The organism is Actinopolyspora sp. BKK2, assembly GCF_011291845.1.
GTDB classification, from domain to species: domain Bacteria; phylum Actinomycetota; class Actinomycetes; order Mycobacteriales; family Pseudonocardiaceae; genus Actinopolyspora; species Actinopolyspora saharensis.
This window is the reverse complement of record NZ_JAANTE010000003.1, coordinates 19,259-41,531: the sequence shown is the minus strand read 5'-3', so window position 1 is coordinate 41,531 and position 22,273 is coordinate 19,259. Positions and strand designations below refer to the sequence as shown.

Below are 22,273 nucleotides of genomic sequence, written 5' to 3'. Positions count from 1 at the left end.
GCGACCACGCCGGCTCGACCGCCTCGGCCGGCCGATGCGCGTGCTCGCGACCGTGCTCGGTCACGGTGCGATCGAGGGCGGGAACGGTCGTGCCGGGAAGTCCTTTCCGGGAAGTCCTTTCCGGGGGGTGGACGTTCGTCTTGCCCGGGCAACTGTGGTGACCAAGATCCGGGAAGAGCAGTTCGAGCACTGGAAAGCATGAGCACCGCGAGTCCTTTTCCGGCCGGGTCGTGTTCGATTCTTCGTGTTTTGTCGGCAGCGTCCGGGAGCCGCGTGATCGTTTCCGGGCACATTCGTGCCGGGCTTCCTTCCTCGCTGCATCGATCACACTTTCGTGCTATACGGGAGAGGGGTGAGCACGAGGTCCTGCTACGAGGTCCGAAGGGGCGCTCCGCTGTCGCGGGGCGGCCGACTCGGGAAGTCCCGAAGGGCGGAGGGATGGATCTGCCGAGCAACGGTGAGGAATTGACCCCGTAGGCGGTGGGGACTCCCCGCTCGCCACGACCTGCTCGCCACGACGGTTTTTCGGCTCTCGGACGACTCGTTCGAGGAGTGCCTCGGAGAAGGAGGCGGTGACGGTGGGGGAATCCGCTCTCCGCTTGAGACGTCTGATTCGTCCCGGCGGCAACCCGCTCGCTCGTGCCTCGGACTGCCTGGAGGGGGTGCTGCTCGCCGTGGTGCTGACGGTGCCGCTGTTGGCCTTGCCGGTGTCAGCGGTGGTCGGTGCCCAGACCCACGCCGAGCAGTTCCGGGAAGCACGTAACCAGGTGCGGAGCAGAACCCCGGTGACGGCGGTGCTGACGGAGGACGCCGTTTCGGAGGTGCCCGACGTTCGCGGGACGGCTGCGGTCTCCGAGACCCCCGCCTACTGGCATTCCCCGGGAGGGGCGTTGCGGACCGGAACCGTCGCGGCCGAGGTGGGCACCCGGGCGCGGGAAGGTGTGCGGATCTGGGTCGACGAGCGGGGCGAGAAGGTGCAGTCCCCGATGAGCAGGGGAGGAGCCGTTCGGGAGGGATTGGCCGCCGCGGCGAGTCTGTGGCTGGCGGTCCTGTTCGGATGTGCGGGACTTTTCTGGGGCTCGCGTTGCCTGCTCGACCGTGTGCGACGGCGGAGCTGGCAACGGGAGTGGAAGATGTTCGGACCTCTCTGGAGCGGGTTTCGCGACGGCGGTCAGGCGTGAAGGGATCTTGATGCGAGTACGGGACATCATGGCCGAACCCGGGGTGGTGGCCAGGGCGGACACTCCGGTGAAAGCCGCCGCCGGGATGCTGGTCGAGCACGGCGTGACCGCGTTGCCCGTGGTGGACTCCGAGGACCGGCTGCTCGGAGAGGTGACCGAGCTCGATCTGGTGCGGAACCGTTTTCCGCGCGATCCGCGGTACTCGGGCGGGGCGGAGGAGCACGGGGAACCGCCTCCCGGGGTGGTCGGGGAGTTGATATCTCCCCGGATCACCGGCATAGATCCCGAAACGGACGTGACCGATCTGGTGCGGGGCCTCCTCGAGGAGCGCGTTCGCAGCGTTCCCGTCGTGGAGGAGGGGCGACTGGTGGGCATGGTGACCGGACGCGATCTCGTGCGCACTCTGGCACGCGATGACGACCTGCTGGCCAGGGACATCAGTTACCGTCTCTCCTTCGTCGGGGGGCCGAGGCGGTGGAGCGTGGAGGTCGACGAGGGAACGGCCCTGATCGTCGACGCCTACGACAGCGCAGAGGACCGCCACGTCGCCCGCGTGCTCGCGGAGAGCGTTCCCGGGGTTCTGCGGGCTCATTGCACTGCGGCCGCGGCCGAGGAGAACGAGTGATCGCGAGAATCGTCGGCAGCGAGCAGGCAGTTTCGTTCGGTTGCGCGCTGCTCGGTGGCACTCCGCCGAGTCCGCGTGCGATATGTGCTGTCGCGGTGTTCCTTCCGTGACGGAGGGAATGCGACATCACACCTTCGATTCGGCGGCTACCGCTGTACGAGTGAACGGATTCGTGTGTAGGATGCAGTCGATCAGCGTTGCATGAGTGAGTCGTGGCGCTGCCGTGTGGACTGCTTCACGATGCTTCACGAAGAGTCTTCAGGCCGATCGAAGCGGAAACACTCTGCTGCGACGCTGGTCAAATGGGGTAAACGTGGCTACTGTGGGAAACCGGTTGCGGGTTGAGACCGTCTGGAGGACGGTGGAATCCCGTTGGCGGAGCCCGGTGACCGCGGACCGGTGCGGTGACAACGACATGAGACATCCGAACCGCGGGTCTTTTTGTGCCCGTGGTCGGCTGGCGCGCGCTTTTGTTTCGAGCCGAACGATTCGGAAGACAGGCTGAGCGCCCGCCGGGATTTCCCGGCAGGTTGATCGTGTGGTTGTTGTGAGCGGACACACCCGTCCGGTGCGGAACTGGTTCCGGTCCCACAGCGTTGCAGGTGAGGCTGGTCGCTATCCCGCCACGTCGACGTGTTCCGACACGTGACGTCGGTGCGGCCTTTTCACAGCCGCGATGAACTCATGCGCCGAAAAGGCGTCCCAACCCGACCATCAGCAGCAGGCACACAACCGCGCCCGCAAACGAGAGGAGGCGCCACATGATGGACAACACGAGCACCGACTGGCAGCACCGCGCGAGCTGCCGTGACCAGGATCCGGAGCTGTTCTTTCCGGTGTCCGAGGTAGGCCCGGGCGCAGAGCAGGTGCAGCGTGCCAAAGCAGTGTGCGGAAGTTGCCCCGTGCGTTCCGAGTGCCTGGCCTACGCGCAGAGCAACGGACTCGACTTCGGCATCTTCGGCGGGCTGACCCCGGACGAGCGGCGCAAGTCCGCCCGTCGTGCTCGCCGTACCACCGCCTCCACCGGTACCCAGTCCTCGCCTGCCCAGCAGTGACGCAGTGAGCTCCGGTCCGCTGGTGGAGATGTGCTCGCTGTCGGAAAGCTGCGGCGATCCCCTGCGGTTCGCTTCGCGTGACCGGTCGTGCCCATCCGGTGTGCGCAACGGAAAGAGCTCGTAACCGGTGACCTCGTCACCGGTTCCGGCCGTGCCTCGTGACGGCGTCCGAGTCGCATCCCCCGCCGATTCGGACGCCGCCACGGGCGGGCCATACCTTCACGGGTCGTTCTCGAGCGAATCCGGTGTCGGTGCGACGGCCTGTCGCTCTTTCGGGGAGAGTTACCGCGGTTCGTCTTTTCCCGAACGGTCTGCTTCTTTGTATCGTCCGTATCCGATCGGCCACTCAGCAGTTGTCCCGCGAGCGCGGCGAAACGTATTCGCTTCCCCGGCGTGAAAAAGCTTCCGCTCGTTGGAAGATACGCGGCTTCGGTGTGGTTGACCCTGACATGCGAGCAGTTGGTGTCACAGAGGTCGGCGGTCCGGAGAAACTACGCGTTCTGGACGTCGCCGAACCACATCCCGAAGCGGGCGAAGTGCGGATCCGAGTGCACGCGGCCACGGTCAACCCCACCGACACCGCGCTGCGTGCCGGGCAGCACCGCATCGACGGGCTGGCCCCGCCCTACATCCCCGGAATGGACGCCGCGGGCGTGATCAGTGAGGTCGGTGACGGTGTCACCACCTCGCAGGTGGGAGATCGCGTCATGGCGGTCGTCGTCCCGATCGATTCGCGTGGTGGGGCGTATGCGGACGAGATCGTCGTCCCCGCGAACTCCGTGGTGCCCGTGCCGGAAGGGGTCGATTTCGCCGCGGCTTCCACGCTTCCCATGAACGGGCTCACCGCGCATCTCGCGCTGGAGCAGCTCGGGCTCTCCCCCGGGGAGACCTTGGCGGTCACCGGTGCCGCGGGATCCTTCGGAGGTTACGTGATCCAACTGGCCAAGACGAAGGGCCTGCACGTGATCGCCGATGCTTCCGCCGCCGACGAGAACCTGGTGCGCGAGCTCGGTGCGGACCAGGTGGTGCGGCGGGGGAACGACGTCGCCGAACGAATTCGGGAACTGGTTCCCGAAGGAGTGGCCGGAGTCGCCGACGGAGCGGTGTTGAACGGGGAAGTGGCTCCCGCGATCCGGGACGGCGGCGGGCTGGCCGTGGTGCGCGGCTGGAACGGCGACCCCGGTCGCGGCATCACCGTGCACCGGGTGATGGTGGTCGAATCCGTTGAGGACAGGGCAGCGCTCGACGGGCTCCGCAAACAGGTGGAGCAGGGAGTGCTGAGTCTGCGAGTGGCGAAGGTCTTTCCCGCCGACCAGGCGGCCGAGGCCCACCGGGTGCTGGAAGCGGGCGGAACCCGCGGTCGCCTGGTGCTTGACTTCACCTCCTGATCCCCCGGGAATCTCGGCTCCCGCCGGACCACGAACTACGGTGGCCCGGCGGGGCTCGCCGAGCCCCGCCGGGTCTCTCGACCTCTCGGCCTTCCGGGGAGCGCCGCTGTCCCTTTCCCGACACTCCTCGCTTTCGCGACTGGCTCTCAGGGTCGTTCGGGTGTGACACTGGTCGTGCCCGAGTGAGGAGCGGACAGCGAAAGCTGCGGGAGGTCGGCGATGTTGGACAAATACGAGCGCCGCAGCCTGGAAGAGATCGAAAACCGGCTCACCGAGGAGGATCCCGAACTGGCCCGTGGCCTGGCCGAGGGGACCCCGCGATCCGTCTGGCGCAGAATCTCACCGCTACTGGTACTCGCCGTGGTGGCCATGGGACTGTCCACAGCTCTGCTCGTGCTCGCCGAGTTCGGCGCGGCTCTGCTGGCCGCCGCGTTGGCGGGAGCGCTGTTGACGTTCCGTATCTGGCGCGGGCGGGTCAGGTAGGCCGTGCCGGCTTCCGCGGAAGACGCCACGACGCTGCCGCTGGGAAACACCCACCGCTATTCCGACCCGGTCGAGGTGTTGGAAACGAAGGACGCGAAGTACGCCGCTGCCATGTCCGAGTCCGCGTAACCCGCCTCCTCGGCCCGCTGAAGGCGCTCACCGGCCGCACGGATGAGATCCAGTTGCAAGGAGTCCCCCGCGGCCTCGCTGATCAGGGAGGCGTCCTTGGCCGCGCCGCGCACCGTGAAGGACGGGGCGAGCTGCTCGTTCAGGATCGCCGAGCCCTTCAGGTGGGCGTAGGGGGAATCGGTGGCGCTGCCGTCGATGGCGTCCAGGAACAGATTCGGATCCAGCCCGAGATGCCGGGCCAGCGATAGTGATTCCCCCACGGCGTTGGTGAGTGTGAGCACCCAGCTGTTGACCGCCAACTTCAGCCGCGTGCCGCTCGCGAACGCCGCGTCCTCACCCACCCACAGGGTGCGTTGCCCGACCGCGTCCAGCAGTGGTCGCACAGTGGACCGAACCTCGGGGGAGGCCGCGGCGAGTACCGTCAGTGTGCCCTGCTCGGCGGGGGCGCGGGTTCCGAGCACGGGAGCGTCGACCAGCGTGATCTCCTGAGCGAGCTGCCGGACCCGCTCCATTCCCTCCAGGCCGATGGTGCCCATCTGCACCCAGACGGAGTCGGGGCCCAGCGCCGCGACGGCCTCGCGGCCGGCCTGCACGGTCGCCTCCGTGTCCAGCAGCATGGTCACCAGGACATCGGCGTTGTGGGCCGCCTCCGTCGGAGTGTCCGCGACCATCGCCCCCTCCGCGCCGAGCGGAGCGGCCTTGTCCCGGCTACGGTTCCAAACCCTGACGTCGAAACCGGCTCCGAGCAGGTTGCTCGCCATCGGAGCGCCCATGGTCCCGGTCCCCAGAAACGCGACCGTAGTCATCGGTTTTCTCCAGTTCGTCCAGCGTGTCCCCCGGGTGCGTGGTAGCGGGGGAGCCCGTGCTCGGTTCGCCCGCGCCCGGGAGACGTTGAGAGATCATCGTGGGATGGTTGATTCCGACCGGATGCCCGGGCCTCGCGGAGCGAGGTCTCGGCCCACGTGTCGGGTCGAGAGCTTTCCGAACGGATCGTTCCGCCCGAGATCCTAGGACATTTCCCCGGCGAGCACCGGCCCGGACACGCTCGGGCCGCGGGGGGCTGCGCGCGGCGGCGGCCCTGGCTCACCCGTCGCGCGGGTGCTGTCGACAGGACTCCGTCCAGCCCCCGAAAATCCTGCGCATACCTTCGACCGGGGGACGCCAGACGTACACCCAGCACGAGCGCTCGGCGTCGAGGTCGAGCACGAGACGTTCGTACTCCGGACCCTCGTAGTCGTCCAGCACGGGAAGGGCGCTGCGGGGATCGCGCAGCCGGTACACCTCGGCGGGCACACCGCGCTCCGCCGGTTCCCGCGAGGGACGGGGTGGGAACCGCTCGAGAACGAAGGCCGGATAACCGCGTCCCGTGTCGTACAGCACCCCGGGCAGGGTGGTGTCCCCCTCCCGCGCGGCAACCAGCTCGGCCAGCAGCCCGGACGCCGAACCGTTGCTCCGCAGGGTGCCGTACACGGCGATGTGCTCGGGGAAATCCGTTCGGGAGCTCTCCGCTCTCCGCCCCGGGGAGGCGGAGCAGGGGTTCGCGGGGTCACGCATCGATCTTCCACCGTACGGGCGGTCCCGCGCGGGAAGCGATCGCCGAGTCCGCTCCCGCGTCCTCCGCTCAGCCTGCCCCGCGTCTGCGGGGATTACTCGGAACCGCCGGCGGGGTTCCGTTTGCTCAGGCTCGAAAGCAGCCGCTCCATCACCTGCGGGTCGACGTCCTCGGAAGGGTTCTCGGGCTGCTCGGAGGATTGGGACCGTTTCGGTTCGCGGCGGGGGAGGGGGACGTCCGAGGCGCGCATTCCCTGGGGAAGCTCCAGCTCGCACCGCAGGATGCGCGGCCGTTCCCCGGAGGAGACCACTTCGGTGTGCACGCCTGCCAGGTCCGACGGGACGGTGGCGGGCAGCACGGGCTGGTCGTCCTCGAGCTCTATCACCAGGTTGTTGCCGTGGATACGCAGGCGCACGGAGACGAAGCCGGGGGCGTTCGTGTTGGAGCGCTCGACCACAGCGGACACCAGCCGGGTGGCGACCCGCGTGGCGTCCTCGGTCATGGGGCGCAGTGACCACTCGCTCAGCGTGAAGCGGACGAACATGTCGGTGCAGTTCACGGCGCTCTGCAGCGCGACGAGCCGGAGGTCGTCGGTCTGCGCGATCTCGGTATCCACCTCGGTCCTTCCCTTGTCGGCATCTCAGCCGGCCGCCGAAAGGCCACACCCTGCCGAACCGTCGGACCCGTTTTCGGTTTCGGGGTTTTTCGTGCCCGCCGAGCGGCACGGTACCCACGGGCGACAGCGACGCGTGTCCTTACATGATTGTGCTCTGCCGAGCGTCGCTCCTAACTGGCGGGGCGACGACAGCGCAACGTCCATCCGTGTGACATGTGCGATGCTCGCATATTTTCGGTTCGCGACAACATCTTACCCGAGTCGAATCCGTGTGATCGGTGGATCGTGTGAACGGGCGCGTCGCCGGCGTGCTCGGCGGGCAGATTTCGCGGAACCCGCGCGAGCGGGCGAATCCCTCGAGCGACCGCTGTCTCCGATGATCTCTGCGGAGTTCCCCCATCGGTGTCATCGTGGCGGAGGACGGTCGTGCGCTGCCGATGACCGTCTTGCGGGCAGGTGCGCGCCCGCGCGTGGCGTGCTCGACGGCGAGCGTTTCGGAGCGTGAAGATGCGCAACTCCACCGCGAAACCGGTTCTCGTGGGGCTGGACGGTTCTCCCACCTCCTTCGAAGCAGTGCGCTGGGCGGCGCGGGAGGCCTCCTTGCGGTCGGCGCCGCTGCACGTGGTGCACGCCGACGTCTCCGCGTCCGATTACGTGCCGGACACGTTGGGAACCTCCGCGCCGGAGTCGGCGAACGAAACCGCGCGGGAGTTCGTGCGGGACTGGCTGCGCAGCGCGGCGGAGATAGCCGCTTCGGAAGCTCCCGAGGTAGTGGTCGAAACGGGCGTACGCACGGGATCGGCCCGGACCGTGCTGTTGGACGAGTCCACGACCGCTCGGCTCGTGGTGGTCGGCAGCAGAGGACTGGGCAGCTTCAGCGGAGTGATACTGGGGTCGGTCGCGATCGCGCTGTGCCAGCACGGTCAGTCCCCCGTGGCGGTGATCCGCGAGCCGGATGAGGGGGAGGAGGCCACGGACCGTCCGGTCGTGGTGGGCGTCGACGGGTCCAGGGCGGGCGAACGGGCTCTGCGCTGGGCGTTCGAGACGGCCTCTGCGCGTTCGGCTGAGTTGCTGGCCGTGCACGCCTGGCACGACCTGGTGGTGGGACAACTGTGGACCAGGGAACAGGCCGAGGAACCCCGGGCCGCGGTGCAGGCCGACGAGGAACGACTGTTGTCCGAGGTGCTGGCGGGCTGGCGTGCCGACTATCCGGACGTCGCGGTGCACGAGCTCGTCACCTACGGCAAGCCCGCGCGGTGCCTCTTGGAGCAGGCCCGGAGGGCGCGGCTCGTGGTCGTCGGGGCTCGCGGGCGCGGGGGGCTGGCCGGCCTGCTGCTCGGCTCGACCAGCCAGACTCTGCTGCACCACTCGCCCTGCCCGGTCCTGGTGGCCCGCTGAACGGGACCTCCGAGGAGCGGCACGACGTGCCGATACCGTCGGAGGTCCCCATCGGAGGTCCCCGCTGCGGTCTCGAGCGGATTCTTCAGGCCTCCACGGAGTGCGTGGCGACGTCTTCTCGGTCCGAGCGGCTCCGTGCCGCGCGCCGCAGCGCCACGATCGCTTCGACGATCAACCACACGGCGAGCAGGAAGATGATCAGGTCCAGCGGAGCGAGCACCCATTGGCCCTGCTGGAGGAATTCCAGCAGGTTCAGCGTCAGTGCCCAGGTCGTCATCACCAGCAGGAGCACCAGCGGCAACAACACGACCAGGGGATTGCGGTTGTTCTTGGTCACCCAGACGGCCACCACCGCCAGCGCCAGGCCGGCGGTGAGCTGATTCGTGGTGCCGAAGAGCTGCCAGAGCACGCCGAACGTGTAGCCCTTCTCCCCGCCGCCGGGAAGCAGCGCCATCGCCATCGGAACGACCACGGCCGCGGTCGTGGCCACCGTCATGTTCCTGGACAGCGCGGACACCCTTGTGATCTCCCCGATCTCCTGCACCACGTAGCGCTGCAACCGCACACCGGTGTCCATCGTGGTCGCGGCGAAGCTGATCACCACTATGGTGGCGAAGACGACTCCGATGCCGACGGGCAGGCCGAGGTTGTTCGCGAATCCGGCCACGCCCTCCACGAAGTTCTGCGTGGCTCCGTCGGAGGCGAGCGCGAAACTCGAGTAGAGATCGTTCCACTCCGCGCGGGAACCGACGGCTCCGGCCGTCACGGCCAGCACGGCCGCGAGCGCCAGCGCCCCTTCGCTGACGGCTCCCATGTATCCGACGTAGCGGGCGTCGGTCTCTCGGTGCAACTGCTTCGACGAGGTGCCGGAGCAGACCAGGCTGTGGAAGCCGGACACCGCGCCGCAGGCGATGGTCACGAACAGGAAGGGGAACCAGCTCGGCGCGTCGCTCGGGACGTCGTTGACCACCGGAGCGGCTATCCGGTCGAGACCGACGATGATGCCGAGCAGGATGACGCCGAGGCCGACGAACAGCTGGTGAGAGTTGATGTAGTCCCTCGGCTGCAGCAGCACCCAGACGGGGAGCCGGGAGGCCACGAAAGTGTAGGCGAACAGCAGGACTACCCAGAGCGTTCGCGGCTCGATTCCCAGTGCTCCGGCGAGCGGTTCCACCGAGACGGGGAACTGGGTTCCGAGCAGGATGGTCAGGTAGAGCACGACCACACCGACGATCGAGGGCACGAAGGCCGAGGAGCGAGTGCGGTAGACGTACTGCCCGATTCCGATGGCCAGCGGTATTTGCAGCAGCACCGGAAGAACCGCGGCCGGGTTCGCCACGAACAGGTTGGCTATCACGACGGCGAACACGGCGTTGACCAGCGTGAGCAGGAAAAAGATGATCAGCAGGAAGAGGGTTCGCGCTCTTTTGCTGATCACTTCCCTGGCTACGGCCCCGATGCTCTGTGCCCGGTGACGCACCGAGATCACCAGTGAGCCGAAGTCGTGCACCCCGGCGGCGAACACCGTGCCCACGGTGATCCACAGCAGTGCCGGTCCCCAGCCCCAGAAGACCGCGATCGCCGGTCCGACGATCGGGGCAGCTCCCGCGACCGAGGTGAAGTGGTGTCCGAACAGTACGTGTTTGTTGGTCGGTACGAAGTCGACGCCGTCGTGCTGTTGGTGGGCGGGGGTCAGGAACTCGGGATCCAGGGCGTACACGCGGCGTGCCAGATAGGCCGAGTAGTAGCGGTACCCCAGGGCAAAGATCCCCAGGACCACCAGAGCGGGGACGATCGCGGGCATGTCTCACTCCTCTGGCATGGCCGTGATGTCTGACAACGTGGTATAAGCCACCGGCGGAGAGTATCTCCCATTCGGGGGACACACCAGAGTGGAAGGAAGTGACGGGTGCGCTGTTTTCGGTCCACGTGGCGGGAGGCGCTGACCGCCGAGCTGTGTTGGGTGGACGGAACAGGACGCCCCCGAGTGATCGCCGCTACTCCGTTGTCGGATGGGGACACCCCCTGCGTGGCGCTGCCGTACTCCTGGCTGGCCCTGGTCCGCGAGCTCTCCCGCGCGGAGGAGGTCGGGTTCTCCGTGACGGACGGGCGTTCCCTCGGGGAGGGGAGCGACGGGATCGTGGCCCACGGCCCGGTCCGGGTGCGGGAGGACCTCACCGGGGAGAGCTTTCTCCACGGGCTGCTCGAGCAGGAACTGTTCAAGTACCCGCCCTCGAGGTTGCTGGCGGACAGCGTGATCTCACGGCGGGAGAACTGGTGGTGGACGCCGCGGTTGATCGTGGAGATGCCTTCCCCCGAGCGTGTGAGGAAGCTCGTCGCGCGCGTCGATCCGGCCAGACACGTGCTGGCGGTTGGTGGCGACTCCGCGCGACCGGAGGTAACCACCGTCTCGATCGACGGTCTTTCCGCGGATCGGGTGAAGTGCTCGACTCCGGCGGAGAGTGAACCACTTCGCGCGGGGTCGGGGGTGTTGTTCGCGCACGACTACACGGCCTCCGATTTCGAGCGGTGGGAGAGCTGGCGGGCTTTCGGGTGGTTCTCCGGGGACGAACTGCTGATCGAGCACCGCGAGGGCGGCGTCCCGGGGCGGCATCTCGCTCCCCTGGGACTGTTGGAACGGATCCGACGCAGACATCGGTTGGCCAAGGAGTGCCGCCGGGCGATCGTCGCCGCCGAACGGGGTGGGTGAGCGGTCTGGCGAACGCTGCCGTCCGGCGGACGGGCCTCGCCCGAGGGGGCGTGAACCGGGTTGTCGCGGGCAGCGATCCGAGTGGGCAGCGATCCGAGTGGGCAGCGATCCGAGTGGGCAGCGATCCGAGCAGTACGGGGAGCACCGGAATCACCGGTTCATTCTGGCACTCCGTCCGGTGACGTCGCTTCTTTTCGGCGGCGCGCCGTGGGAACCGCTTTTCGTCCGGGGAGCCGGTCCGCGTTTTCCTCGAGCAGATTTCGGAAAAATGACCGGTTGTTCGTCCACCTGTGCGAGCAGGTTTCGTCTACCGCGAGAGCAGTCACGCGGAATTCGCGTTCTGTCGGGCGCCGACGAGCCCGTGGCAGAATTCCGGACAACACTGCGACGAGCTCGTCGGCTGGGGGATTCGATCGGTCACCGACCGGTTCCCGGAAACGCCCGGCGATCCGGGAACCGAAACCTCGGAGGAAGGTGCTCGCGGCGTTTCGCGGTGCGGCCGAGCCGTGCGGAGGAGGTCACCAGCCCCGCTCGCGCCACTCGGGTAGCTTGGGCCGCTCGACACCCAGCGTCGAGTCGTCACCGTGGCCGGGGTAGAACCACGTCTCGTCGGGCAGCACCGCGAACACGCGGTTCTCGACGTCGTCGAGCAGCGCGCAGAAGTCCTCCGCGGAGTTGGTCTTGCCGACTCCGCCGGGGAACAGCGAGTCCCCGGTGAACAGGTGGGGACGGCCGTTCGGATCCCGGTAGAGCAGGGCGATGGAGCCGGGCGTGTGCCCGCGCAGGTGGATGACCTCCAGCGCCGAGTCGCCCACCTGGACGGTCTCGCCGTGCTCGACCTCCCGGTCCGGGGGCACCGGCAGGGGGTGGGCATCCTGCGGGTGGGCGACGGTGTAGGAACCGGTTTGCCCCGCGACGGATCCGAGGGCCTGCCAGTGATCCGGATGCTGGTGCGTGGTCACGATGGTGCGCAGGCGTGGCCGGTCCTCGTCGTGGCCGAGCAGGTCCGCCAGGCGTTCGGGGTCGTTGGCCGCGTCGATCAGCAGCGCATCCCCGGTGTTGCTGCAGGTGAGCAGATACGCGTTGTTGTCCATCGGGCCGACGGAAATCTTGGTGATGGTCAGCGCGTCGAGCCTGCGCCGCACCGCGGCCCCGCCCGGTTGTACGTGTCCGGTGTAGTGTTCCTGGATCTCCACGCGACCGAGCCTAACCGGATCGGTTCCCGGACGCTCACAGCCACGGTGGGAGCTCCGGGGCGGAGTCGCCGAGCGTCCCCGGGGCGGTGCGTCCCAGCAGCCAGCCCAGGACCGTCCCGGCCCTGCCTCGAACCCGGTACCGCTGGGAATGCGGTGCCCCGATCTCCCACACGGTGCTGTTGCCGTCGTCGAAGTCGATGGTCACCGACAGCGGTGGAACGTCCGTCCTGCCCCCGAGCTGGCGGACCGCGTCGTTGAGCAGCCTTTCGAGGTCACCCCGTGGCATGTCCTCGAACCCGAAGCCGTGATCGAGGTCGATCATGTGGACCCTGACCTCGAGCAGCCGGTTGCGCAGCACCTCGTGCGCCGGAACGGGGTTGCCGGGGACGCTGGCGACCAAGGAGTGCCAGGCCTCCTGCGGCAGGGTGCGGGCGGCTTCGAAGAAGCGGTCGGACGAGGCGGCCAGGTCCTCGAACAGCAAGCGGTGATTGCGGTGGCTTCCCTCCGCGATGTCGGCGTCCCGGTCCGCCGCGCTCGGGTACATGGGGTGTTCCACACCGGTACGAGCCCAGGTGAGCAGGTTCACGCACCCGTCCGCGTTGCGCGCCAGGTGCGAGATCACGTGCGCCCGGCTCCACCCGGGCAGCGAACTGGGGGCGTGTACCGAGACCTCGTCCATCGCCCCCACGGTTTCGAGTAGCGTGTTCGTGGCGCCCTGCACGGCGGCGAGGAGGTCGTGGGTTCTGGGGTGTGCGGTCGTGGTGCGTTCGCGTGGACGACCAGCGCTGGACTCGAGCTCGACCATGAGCCTCCTTCCGGAAGTGCCGCGTTTCCCTCGGGCCCCGTGGGGACTGTCACCGAAGGGGTGTTCATCCGGTGCGGTCGAGGGTAAGCGTGGTTCCGGGGCGCGCGGTAGTGCTTCTCGTCCACCGCTGGTCGAGCTTTTCCGGAAGGCGGGAAGCGGTGCTCCTCCACGTCCGGTGGAATTTCGCCGTCGTGAAAAGCGTTCCCCGGCAGGGCCCGGGTCGGTTCCCGCGTCGAAACAGCCGCGCCGAACAGCTCTGTCGGGCCTCTGCAATAGCATGGGAGCACCACACCCCGTGCCCGCGGATCGACGACCGATCGGGCAGCGCAAGCGCGCGGGCGGGTAGTGGTGCGCGGTGGCGTGCGGCGGACCGACGCCACCCGTGCATCCGCATTGACCACGCACTTTGCGAAGGGATCACCGAGTGGCTGACCGCCTAGTCGTTCGCGGCGCGCGTGAGCACAACCTGAGCGGAATCGATCTCGATCTGCCCCGCGACAGCCTCATCGCGTTCACGGGACTGTCCGGTTCGGGGAAGTCGAGCCTGGCCTTCGACACGATCTTCGCCGAGGGGCAGCGTCGCTACGTCGAATCGTTGTCGGCCTATGCCAGACAGTTCCTCGGGCAGATGGACAAGCCGGATGTGGACTTCATCGAGGGCCTCTCCCCGGCGGTGTCGATCGATCAGAAATCGACGAGCAAGAACCCGCGTTCGACCGTCGGAACGATCACCGAGGTACACGACTATCTGCGCTTGCTGTTCTCGCGAGCAGGCAGGCCCCACTGCCCCGAGTGCGGGGAGTCGATCAGCAAGCAGACCCCGCAGCAGATAGTCGACCAGGTCCTGGACATGCCGGAGCGCACCCGCTTCCAGGTGCTGGCCCCGGTGGTGCGTGGGCGCAAGGGCGAGTACGTGGACCTGTTCGAGCAGCTGCAGACCCAGGGCTACGCCAGGGTGCGCGTCGACGGGGAGGTCTATCCGCTGGAGTCGCCCCCCACCCTGAAGAAGCAGGAGAAGCATGACATAGCGGTCGTGGTGGACAGGCTGACCGTCAAACCGAGCGCCAAGCAGCGGCTGACGGACTCCGTGGAGACGGCCCTGCGGTTGGCCGACGGTCTGGTCGTGCTCGAGTTCGTCGACGTCGACGAGAAGGACGGGCAGCGGGAACGCAAGTTCTCGGAGAATTTCGCCTGCCCCAACGGTCACCCCTTCGGAGTGGAAGAGCTCGAACCGAGGGCCTTCTCGTTCAACTCGCCCTACGGTGCGTGCGCGGAATGCGCCGGTATCGGAATCCGCAAGGAAGTGGATCCCGAACTGATCGTCCCCGATGAGGACCTTTCGCTGTCCGAAGGGGCGATAGCCCCGTGGAGCGGGGGGAACACGGCGGAGTACTTCACCCGGATGCTGACGGCGCTTTCCGAAGCGGTCGGATTCCGCATGGACACGCCCTGGAAGCGACTTTCCACCAAGGTCAAGAAGGCGATACTGCACGGCACCAACGACCAGGTGCACATGCGCTACCGGAACCGCTACGGTAGGCAGCGCTCGTACTACGCCGCCTACGAGGGCGTCATTCCCTTCCTGGAGCGCAGGCTGGAACAGACCGAGTCGGACTACACCAGGGAGAAGTACGAGGGCTACATGCGGGACGTCCCGTGCCCCTCGTGCTCGGGCAGCAGGCTCAAGCCGGAGATCCTGGCGGTGACGGTGGAGAACGCCGAGCTGGGGGAGAAGTCCATCGCCGGGGTCAGCGCGTTGAGCGTGCGGGACTGCTCGGAGTTCCTCAACGGACTGGTTCTCGGCGAACGCGAGCAGATGATCGCGGGCAGGGTCCTCAAGGAGGTGCAGGCCCGGCTCGGTTTCCTGCTCGACGTGGGGTTGGAGTACCTCTCGTTGGACCGGCCCGCCGGCACGCTCTCCGGGGGAGAGGCGCAGCGTATTCGACTGGCCACCCAGATCGGGTCCGGACTGGTGGGGGTGCTCTACGTACTGGACGAACCGTCCATCGGGCTGCACCAGCGGGACAACCGCCGGCTGCTGGACACCCTGAGCAGGCTGCGCGACCTCGGGAACACGTTGATCGTGGTCGAGCACGACGAGGACACCGTGCGCAGCGCGGACTGGGTGGTCGACATCGGACCGGGCGCGGGCGAGCACGGCGGGCACGTCGTGCACGCGGGGCCGGTGAACGAGCTGTTGGCCAACGAGAACTCGTTGACCGGGGACTACCTGGCCAGGCGCAAACGCATCGAGCTCCCCGCCGCGCGGAGGCGGCGTGATCCGAAACGTCAGTTGACCGTGGTCGGCGCTCGCGAGAACAATCTCGACGAGATCGACGTGTCCTTCCCGCTCGGCTGTCTGATCGGCGTGACGGGAGTGTCCGGCTCGGGGAAGTCGACCCTGGTCAACGATGTGCTGGCTTCCTCGCTGGCGAACAAGCTGAACGGGGCTCGCGTGGTCCCCGGCAGGCACAAGCGGATCAGGGGGCTGGAGCACGTGGACAAGCTCGTCCAGGTGGATCAGTCACCCATCGGACGGACGCCGCGCTCCAACCCCGCCACTTACACGGGGGTCTTCGACCGCATCCGCAAGCTGTTCGCCGCCACCAACGAGGCCAAGGTGCGCGGTTACCAGCCGGGCAGGTTCTCGTTCAACCTCAAGGGCGGCCGCTGCGAGGCCTGCGCCGGTGACGGAACCCTCAAGATCGAGATGAACTTCCTGCCCGACGTGTACGTGCCCTGCGAGGTCTGCAAGGGGGCCCGTTACAACCGGGAGACCCTCGAAGTGCACTACAAGGGCAAGAGCATCGCAGAGGTGCTGGACATGCCGATTGAGGAGGCCGCCGAGTTCTTCAAGCCGATCACGGCGATCCACCGCCATCTGCGGACGCTCGTCGACGTCGGCCTCGGTTACGTGCGGCTGGGCCAGCCGGCTCCGACCCTCTCCGGGGGAGAGGCGCAGCGGGTCAAGCTCGCCAGTGAGCTGCAGAAGCGTTCGACCGGTCAAACCGTCTACATTCTCGACGAACCGACCACCGGGCTGCACTTCGAGGACATCCGGAAGCTGCTCGGCGTGGTCAACGGTCTGGTGGACAAGGGCAACACGGTGGTCGTCATCGAGCACAACCTCGATGTGATCAAGATGGCGGACTGGCTGCTGGACCTGGGCCCCGAAGGGGGTGATGGCGGGGGACTGCTCGTCGCTCAGGGCAGTCCCGAAGAGGTCGCTCAGGTCGAGGAGAGCTACACCGGCCGGTTCCTGGCACCCGTGCTGGCCGAGCACGAGTAGCTCGTCCCCGGGCAGCGCTGCCGGTGCTCTCCGTGAGCTCCGCCCGAGGCGGGAACGCCGCGGAGAGCACCGTTTCCGGTGCGTGGCACGACGACCGGAAAGAATCCGCACTTGTGTCCCATGTGGATGATCATTCCGGGGTTTCGCGGTATTCTCCGGACATATGCACTGCGGCCACACCCGACAGATCGCGCGTTCCGGACGGTCGGCACCCGTTCTCCGTCCGGAAGCCCGCTGGGCGTCGAGTCCTACGCTTCCGTATCGTCACAGTGTCGAAACGGAAGGTGGTCGCAGAGCGTGAACGGGGACGATTACTACGAGCTGCTCGGGGTGGCCCGGGACGCGTCGTCCGCGGAGATCAAGTCCGCTTACCGCTCCCTGGCGCGCGTGATGCATCCCGATGCCGGAGGAACGGCCGGAACCTTCCGGAATCTGCAGGAAGCCTACGAGACCCTCAGCGATCCGGCTCGCCGAGCCGCTTACGACCGGGGTGACCTCGGCAGCGGAACGGACGGGGGAACCCCGGCAGGGGCCACGGCCGCGCGACGCCGGAGACGTCCCCGCACGCGAAGAACCAGAAGGGACTTCGGGGCCGACCCGAACTTTGTGCCGCCGAAGCCGGAACTCGACGTGGACCAGCTGCCGTGGTGGCACGCCGTCAACCCGAGGCAACCGGTCCGCTACATCCCACGGGCCCCCTACCGCGGTGGTGCCATGGCGGCAGCCGTCGGGGGATGGGCGCTGCTGTTGCCGGTGGTCCTGGTCAGCGAGGCGTGGCCGCTGCTGCTGGTGCTGTGGCTGATGCCCGCGATAGCCGTGGCCGGCGCCTATCGCTACGCGCCGGAGTACTTGCCCGCTGCTTCCGAGGACCGGGCGTTCATCACCGAGTTCGGCCGCTGCACCGTCTTCGGGGAACCGGCCGGGGTCAGGGGCGAACACGGCGAACGGCTGACCGCCGAACTGCTGTCCACCTATCTGACCCGTCTTCCCGGGGTGCGGATATTTCACGGCCTCTCCTGGCCCGACTCGGTGTTCGCCGACGTCGATCACGCGGTGCTCTGCGGCAGGAGACTGGTGCTCATCGAGTCCAAGATGTGGTTGCCGGGGCACTACACCGCCGATGCGGACGGTACGTTGCGTCGGAACGGGAGCGTTTTCCGGGGCGGGAGCACCAACCTGGCCGAGAGCATCGCGGCCTACCGGGAACTGTTGCGCGACGTCGAGGTGGTGGGAGCGCTGGTGCTGTACCCGAGTCGCGCGGGTGAGATCACCGCGAGCGAGTCCCCCGGTAGCGTCCCCGCGCCTCCGATGACTCCGGCCGGGTTCGTGGACGAGATCGGACGATACCTGGCCGCGGACCCGGCCAGGGTGCATCGGGACGCCTTTCGCCAAGTGCTGGCCCGGGTGGTTCCCTGACGGACCCCGTCGCGCTCAGTTCCGGAGGGCCAACATGACCGCTCCCGGGGCCGCGACGCTGCCGGCGACGGGCCCCACCCGCCCCGTGCCCGGGTGGCGTGGCAGTCGGGTGACGGTCCCGGAGTTCTGGTTGGCCACGTACAACCAGCGCTGACTCCGGTCCAGCGTGCAGTGACGTGGCCAGGCGCCGCCGGTGGGGACGGTTTCGCTCAACCGGAGTCGCGCGCCGCGCGCTTCGATGGTGAACACGGCCACGGTGTCGTCCCCGCGGTTGGTCAAATAGCAGAACCGGCCCGCGCGGTCGACCACGATCTCGGCGGGAACGTTCTCACCGCGGGCGCCCGGCGGTCGGGTGTCGAGCGTGGAGAGAACGGCGAACTCTCCGGCGGTGGCGTGCCATTCCAACACCGTCACGGTGCTGGCGAGCTCGTTGACCAGGTAGGCGTACCGCCCCGCGGGGTGGAATTCCAGATGCCTGGGGCCGTTCCCGGCTCGGATCGGCAACCGCTGGTTGAGCCGCAGCTTTCCGGTCACCGTGTCCAGGTGGTAGGTGTGCACGGCATCGGCGCCGAGGTCCACGCTGATGGTCCACCGCCCGGTCGGATCGGGCAGTACCTGGTGCGCTTTGGGCGCGCGGTGACCTGAGGAGTGCTCGGCCAGATCGGTGGGCTCGCCGACGCCCCCGTCGTCGTTCAGGCGGTGGACCACGACCGTTCCGTCGGTGTAGTTGGCGGTCAGCAGGAAACGCCCCGTCGGGTGGACGCTCAGGTGGGTGGGGCTCGCTCCTTCGCTGGACCGCGTGTTCAGTATTCGTGGTTGCCACGGATCATCGAGGTCGAGTGCGGTGATCGCTCCGTTCGGGGCCAGTTCGTTGGTGGTGTACAGGACGCGTCGGCGCGGGGAGAAGGCCAGCCACGACGCGTCCGGGACCCCGTCGATCGTGCTCTCGGGACGGAGCGCTCCGGAAGAGATGTCGCGCGCGAAGACCTGGAAGCCCTCTCCGGGCGGATCGGTCCAGCTGAAGCTGCCGAGGTACACGGGACTGCGGTGCCCGGCGGGCCGGGCGCTGCTCGTGCCCGTCAGGGCAGTGGTGGCTCCCACCGCGCCGAGTGCGGTGAGGAAAGCGCGACGATTCGGGGTGGTGGACAATTCGTCTCCTCGAAGTCGTTCGTGCGGACCGGAAACGGTCGTGGTTCGGGGGCGGTTCGACGGTCCGGCGACTTCGGACAGTGTGTCGCACTTTCGGCTGAGGGAACAGGCCGAGAGCGCGGCGAACGTCCACTCGCGTTGCGCTCCTCGGGAGTGAACAGGAGTGGTTGCGCGCCCGGTTGTTCGTATCCTTTCCCCGAAAGGACCGAACGGTGCGGCGCAGCACCGCGGGGTGCGACTCGAGCAGGGCCGCGGCGAGGCTGGAGGAGGAAGCCCGCGAACCGGGCGCTCGCCGGTTCGCTCGATTCCGCGTCAGAAGAAGGTGCGCACGAGGTCGACCACTTCCTCGCCGTCGACGAGCGGTATCAGTGGCCACTTGTCGAACACCGTGCACGGGTGCGAGAGCCCGCACTCGAACCAGTCGCCGACCTCCGCGGCGGAATCCGCGGGCACCCGGACGAAAGCGTGCTGGTCGGCCAGTTCCGTCATCCGAGCCCCCTGCAGCGGACGGACCCCGTCGCCGGTGCGCACCCGCTGCGGCTGTGGGAGGTCCTGGTCGAAGGAGGCATCGCGCCTCCCGAGGGTCAGCAGCACCAGGTCCGGATCGGGGCGGGAGATCACCTGGGCCAGCACGCGCAGCGCGGGGCGGAAGGGCTGTTCGGGACCCGCCAGTCGGTGGGCACGCCCGAAGGGGGACATGGTGCGGTACGAGCCGTGGTCGTGGGTTATGTAGGAGCCGCTGCGCAGGACCGGGACGACAGGTCTGTCCAGTTCCCACGGCGTGGTGAGCGCCTCGGCCACCTGGTCGAAGTAGGAACTTCCTCCAGCCGTCACGACGATCTCGTCGACCTCGTCGAACAGCCCCGCTCGTGCGGCACCGGTGACCACTTCGCGCATCCCGGCGAGGTAGTCGTCCACCGCGCTCAGGTCGGTGTCGCTGAGATCGTGCGAGATCGCTCCCTCGTAGCCGCAGACCCCGGCCAGGCGCAGGTGCGGGCTCGCGTCCACCGCTCGTGCGACCTCCAGCGCCTCCGCAGTGCTCCTGGCCCCCGTGCGGCCGTCGCGCCGGCCGAGCTCGACCAGTACGTCCACGGGACGGTGACACCCCGTCGCGGACAGCGTCCGCTCCATCAGTTCCACGTTCCTGGTGGAGTCGACCCAGCAGCCGAAGTCGAACCCGGGGTCCCGGTCCAGTTCGGAGGCCAGCCAGGAGAGTCCGCTTGGGTCGACGAGCTGGTTCGCCAGCAGAACGCGGCTCGTGCCGAACGCCCGATAAACCCGCAACTGGCTGACGTTGGCCGCTGTGATCCCCCAGGCGCCGTGATCGAGCTGGCGCTGGAAGAGCTGGGGAGCCATGGTGGTCTTGCCGTGCGGGCAGAGCAGCACGCCGTGGCGTGAACACCAGTCGGCCATCGTCGTCAGGTTGTGCTCCAGCGCGGGACGGTCCAACAGCAGCAGTGGTCCCACGAAACCGCTGTCCCGGAGGTTCGGACGCGTCCGGAGGAACTGGTCGACCGTGCTGCCGAAGGCAGCGGAGGGAAGTCCCTTGAAGCGCCAGTCGATTCGTTCGTCCCGCAGGTCGCGCACTGCCGACCGGTCCATAGTCGCCGCCCGCACCGAACCTCCAGTTGCATTGAGCGCAATGGATATTGCACATGTTGTGTATGCTGCTGTCTAGCATTCCGACAGGTGCCCGTCAACGTGGACACTGCGTGTCCGCTGGACGGAACTCCTGCGCAGCGCGCTGATGAGTATGAGGGAGTGGCTCGTGGACGGATCGAGGGCGAGGGAATGAGTCAGAGCCTGCAGCGTGGACTCGCGTTGCTCAACACCTTGGCGGAAGGGCCGCGCAACCTCGACCAGCTGGCGGAGGCCGCGGGAGTGCACAAGTCCACCGCGCTGCGCCTGTTGCGCACCCTGGAGTCCGCGCGGTTCGTGAACCGCCCCGACGCTCATCGCTACCGGCTGGGAAGTGCGCTGTTCGAGCTGGCCAACTGTGCGCTGGACGGGATCGACGTGCGTGCCGCCGCCGGTGCGAAGTTGCGCGAACTGGGGGAGCGCACCGGACACACGGTGCACTTGGCGGTGCGGGAGGGCGACAGCGCCGTCTACGTGGACAAGGTGGACAGCAGTCGGTCGGTGCGGATGTACTCCAGGACGGGAGCGCGAGCCCCGCTGCACTGCACCGCGGTCGGCAAGGTGCTGCTGTCGGGCATGTCCGAACAGGACAGGCGGGAACTGGTCGCGAGGCTGGAGCGCCCCGCGTGGACCGAGCACACCATCACCGGTGCGGAGTCGCTCCTGGCGGAAGTGGACCGCGTGTCGGCCGAGGGGTGCGCTTTCGACCGCGGGGAGCACGAGGACTTCGTGCACTGCGTCGCGGCCGGAGTGCGTGACCCCAGCGGAGCGGTCGTGGCCGCGGTGTCCGTCTCCGTTCCGGAGATGTTGCTCGGCTTCGACGAGCTGTCCGGGTGGAGCGGGGAACTGAGGCAAGCGTGCGCGCGCATCTCGGCCGAACTCGGCTGGCAACCGCACGGGTGATCGCGAATCGAGCGGAAGGGCGCGCCGGTCAAGAGCGTGAACCAGCTCCCGGCGCTCCGAGCTCTTCGGGGCGGTGTTCCCGCGTCCTCGCCGGCCCGCCCGGGACGCCGGCCGAGAGCGGCGCACCGGCGGTATCCGCGGGGGCAGCGCTCCGCTCGGCGGGCTCGCTGCAGCCGGAGCGGCGCGGCAGCCCGGTGGTGTCGGGTGCCGCGCCGTTTCCGCGCGTCAGTTGACGGGGCCCGTGTACTTCTCGCCGGGGCCCTGTCCCGGCGGGTCCGGCTCCGCCGACGCCTCCCTGAAGGCCCGTTGCAGCGTTTGCAGCCCGTCCCGCATCGCTCCCGCGTGGGGACCGAGGTACTCGACGGAGGAGGTGATCAGCCCGGCCAGCGCGGTTATCAGCCGCCGCGCCTCGTCCAGGTCCCGCACGGGAGCCGTGTCGGGATCCTCCTCGGCCAGCCCCAGTTTCTCCGCCGCCGCCGACATCAGCATCACGGCCGATCGGCTGATTACCTCCACGCTTGGAACACTGTCCAGCTCACGGACGTTGTCCGTGGTACCCGCGGTGTCGAAGTGCTGCTCGTGCTCACTGTCGTTCGTTCGTCCGGTGGACTCGGGGGGATCGGTTGGCTGCGGCTCGGTCACGACTGTTACTGTTGCATGTGCGCAACGCCCCCGTGGCTCGGGGGCGTAAAAGTGGAGCCCCGCTCCCACCCGCGTGGCTGTTTCGCAGGCTGCCGGGT

Annotated in this window: 19 protein-coding genes; 10 read left to right on the top strand and 9 right to left on the bottom strand. The window is 68.1% G+C overall.

Features of this window, described 5'->3' with window-relative positions; genetic code table 11:
* The first annotated feature begins 599 nt into the window (after window positions 1-599).
* The 5 genes from G9Q41_RS07190 (at window position 600) to G9Q41_RS07170 (ending at window position 4,732) form a co-directional block, all read left to right on the top strand.
* Window positions 600-1,181, top strand: a complete 582-nt coding sequence (locus G9Q41_RS07190; protein WP_207630721.1) for a hypothetical protein — start codon at window positions 600-602, stop codon at window positions 1,179-1,181.
* A gap of 10 nt (window positions 1,182-1,191) precedes the next feature.
* The gene (locus G9Q41_RS07185) at window positions 1,192-1,806 is read left to right on the top strand and encodes a CBS domain-containing protein (RefSeq protein WP_165632171.1); all 615 of its coding nucleotides are present in this window, start codon (window positions 1,192-1,194) and stop codon (window positions 1,804-1,806) included.
* 764 nt (window positions 1,807-2,570) lie between these two features.
* The gene (locus G9Q41_RS07180) at window positions 2,571-2,861 is read left to right on the top strand and encodes a WhiB family transcriptional regulator (protein WP_092522798.1); all 291 of its coding nucleotides are present in this window, start codon (window positions 2,571-2,573) and stop codon (window positions 2,859-2,861) included.
* 449 nt (window positions 2,862-3,310) lie between these two features.
* Complete coding sequence (locus G9Q41_RS07175) at window positions 3,311-4,249, top strand: NADP-dependent oxidoreductase (RefSeq protein ID WP_092521806.1); 939 nt, start codon at window positions 3,311-3,313, stop codon at window positions 4,247-4,249.
* 219 nt (window positions 4,250-4,468) lie between these two features.
* A complete protein-coding gene (locus tag G9Q41_RS07170) occupies window positions 4,469-4,732 on the top strand; it encodes a DUF3040 domain-containing protein (protein WP_092521805.1) in 264 nt (87 codons plus the stop codon).
* Between the two features lie 56 nt (window positions 4,733-4,788).
* Here the strand turns inward: G9Q41_RS07170 and G9Q41_RS07165 are convergent, their stop codons facing one another.
* The 3 genes from G9Q41_RS07165 to G9Q41_RS07155 form a co-directional block, all read right to left on the bottom strand.
* A complete protein-coding gene (locus G9Q41_RS07165) occupies window positions 4,789-5,667 on the bottom strand; it encodes an NAD(P)-dependent oxidoreductase (protein WP_165632170.1) in 879 nt (292 codons plus the stop codon).
* Window positions 5,668-5,944: 277 nt separating this feature from the next.
* The gene (locus tag G9Q41_RS07160; RefSeq protein WP_165632169.1) at window positions 5,945-6,415 is read right to left on the bottom strand and encodes a gamma-glutamylcyclotransferase family protein; all 471 of its coding nucleotides are present in this window, start codon (window positions 6,413-6,415) and stop codon (window positions 5,945-5,947) included.
* A gap of 92 nt (window positions 6,416-6,507) precedes the next feature.
* A complete protein-coding gene (locus tag G9Q41_RS07155) occupies window positions 6,508-7,029 on the bottom strand; it encodes a hypothetical protein (RefSeq protein WP_165632168.1) in 522 nt (173 codons plus the stop codon).
* Between the two features lie 507 nt (window positions 7,030-7,536).
* On the opposite strand from G9Q41_RS07155, the gene G9Q41_RS07150 reads away from it, so the two are divergent.
* A complete protein-coding gene (locus tag G9Q41_RS07150; RefSeq protein ID WP_092522796.1) occupies window positions 7,537-8,427 on the top strand; it encodes a universal stress protein in 891 nt (296 codons plus the stop codon).
* Window positions 8,428-8,512: 85 nt separating this feature from the next.
* Here G9Q41_RS07150 and G9Q41_RS07145 read toward each other — a convergent pair whose 3' ends face one another.
* A complete protein-coding gene (locus G9Q41_RS07145) occupies window positions 8,513-10,231 on the bottom strand; it encodes a carbon starvation protein A (RefSeq protein ID WP_165632167.1) in 1,719 nt (572 codons plus the stop codon).
* A 105-nt stretch (window positions 10,232-10,336) separates the two neighbouring features.
* Here G9Q41_RS07145 and G9Q41_RS07140 point away from each other — a divergent pair, with 105 nt between their 5' ends.
* Window positions 10,337-11,137, top strand: a complete 801-nt coding sequence (locus G9Q41_RS07140) for a hypothetical protein (protein ID WP_165632166.1) — start codon at window positions 10,337-10,339, stop codon at window positions 11,135-11,137.
* A gap of 518 nt (window positions 11,138-11,655) precedes the next feature.
* On the opposite strand, the gene G9Q41_RS07135 is transcribed toward G9Q41_RS07140, so the two are convergent.
* The gene (locus G9Q41_RS07135) at window positions 11,656-12,333 is read right to left on the bottom strand and encodes an MBL fold metallo-hydrolase (protein WP_165632165.1); all 678 of its coding nucleotides are present in this window, start codon (window positions 12,331-12,333) and stop codon (window positions 11,656-11,658) included.
* A gap of 34 nt (window positions 12,334-12,367) precedes the next feature.
* Window positions 12,368-13,138: a maleylpyruvate isomerase family mycothiol-dependent enzyme gene (locus tag G9Q41_RS07130; RefSeq protein WP_165632164.1), complete on the bottom strand. Its 771-nt coding sequence runs from the start codon at window positions 13,136-13,138 to the stop codon at window positions 12,368-12,370.
* Between the two features lie 424 nt (window positions 13,139-13,562).
* Between G9Q41_RS07130 and uvrA the strand changes: the two genes are divergently transcribed.
* Window positions 13,563-16,427: an excinuclease ABC subunit UvrA gene (uvrA, locus tag G9Q41_RS07125; RefSeq protein ID WP_092521797.1), complete on the top strand. Its 2,865-nt coding sequence runs from the start codon at window positions 13,563-13,565 to the stop codon at window positions 16,425-16,427.
* A gap of 297 nt (window positions 16,428-16,724) precedes the next feature.
* Window positions 16,725-17,843, top strand: a complete 1,119-nt coding sequence (locus tag G9Q41_RS07120; RefSeq protein ID WP_165632163.1) for a DnaJ domain-containing protein — start codon at window positions 16,725-16,727, stop codon at window positions 17,841-17,843.
* A 15-nt stretch (window positions 17,844-17,858) separates the two neighbouring features.
* On the opposite strand, the gene G9Q41_RS07115 is transcribed toward G9Q41_RS07120, so the two are convergent.
* Both G9Q41_RS07115 and G9Q41_RS07110 read right to left on the bottom strand, forming a co-directional pair.
* Window positions 17,859-18,992, bottom strand: a complete 1,134-nt coding sequence (locus G9Q41_RS07115) for a lactonase family protein (RefSeq protein ID WP_165632162.1) — start codon at window positions 18,990-18,992, stop codon at window positions 17,859-17,861.
* Between the two features lie 312 nt (window positions 18,993-19,304).
* Window positions 19,305-20,594 carry an amino acid deaminase gene (locus G9Q41_RS07110; RefSeq protein WP_207630775.1) on the bottom strand — a complete coding sequence of 430 codons (1,290 nt, stop codon included), beginning with the start codon at window positions 20,592-20,594 and terminating at the stop codon, window positions 19,305-19,307.
* A 159-nt stretch (window positions 20,595-20,753) separates the two neighbouring features.
* Between G9Q41_RS07110 and G9Q41_RS07105 the strand changes: the two genes are divergently transcribed.
* Entirely contained in the window at window positions 20,754-21,533 is a 780-nt protein-coding gene (locus tag G9Q41_RS07105) for an IclR family transcriptional regulator (protein WP_347567482.1), read from the top strand.
* Between the two features lie 225 nt (window positions 21,534-21,758).
* Here the strand turns inward: G9Q41_RS07105 and G9Q41_RS07100 are convergent, their stop codons facing one another.
* Window positions 21,759-22,067, bottom strand: coding sequence for a DUF1844 domain-containing protein (locus G9Q41_RS07100; RefSeq protein WP_092522794.1), 309 nt, complete (start codon window positions 22,065-22,067; stop codon window positions 21,759-21,761).
* Between the last annotated feature and the right edge of the window lie 206 nt (window positions 22,068-22,273).

Coding starts and splice junctions, on each gene's coding strand:
- G9Q41_RS07185 (WP_165632171.1), top strand. CDS start 1,192: ATGCGAGTACGGGACATCATGGCCGAACCCGGGGTGGTGGCCAGGGCG.
- G9Q41_RS07180 (WP_092522798.1), top strand. CDS start 2,571: ATGGACAACACGAGCACCGACTGGCAGCACCGCGCGAGCTGCCGTGAC.
- G9Q41_RS07175 (WP_092521806.1), top strand. CDS start 3,311: ATGCGAGCAGTTGGTGTCACAGAGGTCGGCGGTCCGGAGAAACTACGC.
- G9Q41_RS07170 (WP_092521805.1), top strand. CDS start 4,469: ATGTTGGACAAATACGAGCGCCGCAGCCTGGAAGAGATCGAAAACCGG.
- G9Q41_RS07165 (WP_165632170.1), bottom strand. CDS start 5,667: ATGACTACGGTCGCGTTTCTGGGGACCGGGACCATGGGCGCTCCGATG.
- G9Q41_RS07160 (WP_165632169.1), bottom strand. CDS start 6,415: ATGCGTGACCCCGCGAACCCCTGCTCCGCCTCCCCGGGGCGGAGAGCG.
- G9Q41_RS07150 (WP_092522796.1), top strand. CDS start 7,537: ATGCGCAACTCCACCGCGAAACCGGTTCTCGTGGGGCTGGACGGTTCT.
- G9Q41_RS07145 (WP_165632167.1), bottom strand. CDS start 10,231: ATGCCCGCGATCGTCCCCGCTCTGGTGGTCCTGGGGATCTTTGCCCTG.
- G9Q41_RS07130 (WP_165632164.1), bottom strand. CDS start 13,138: ATGGTCGAGCTCGAGTCCAGCGCTGGTCGTCCACGCGAACGCACCACG.
- G9Q41_RS07110 (WP_207630775.1), bottom strand. CDS start 20,594: ATGGACCGGTCGGCAGTGCGCGACCTGCGGGACGAACGAATCGACTGG.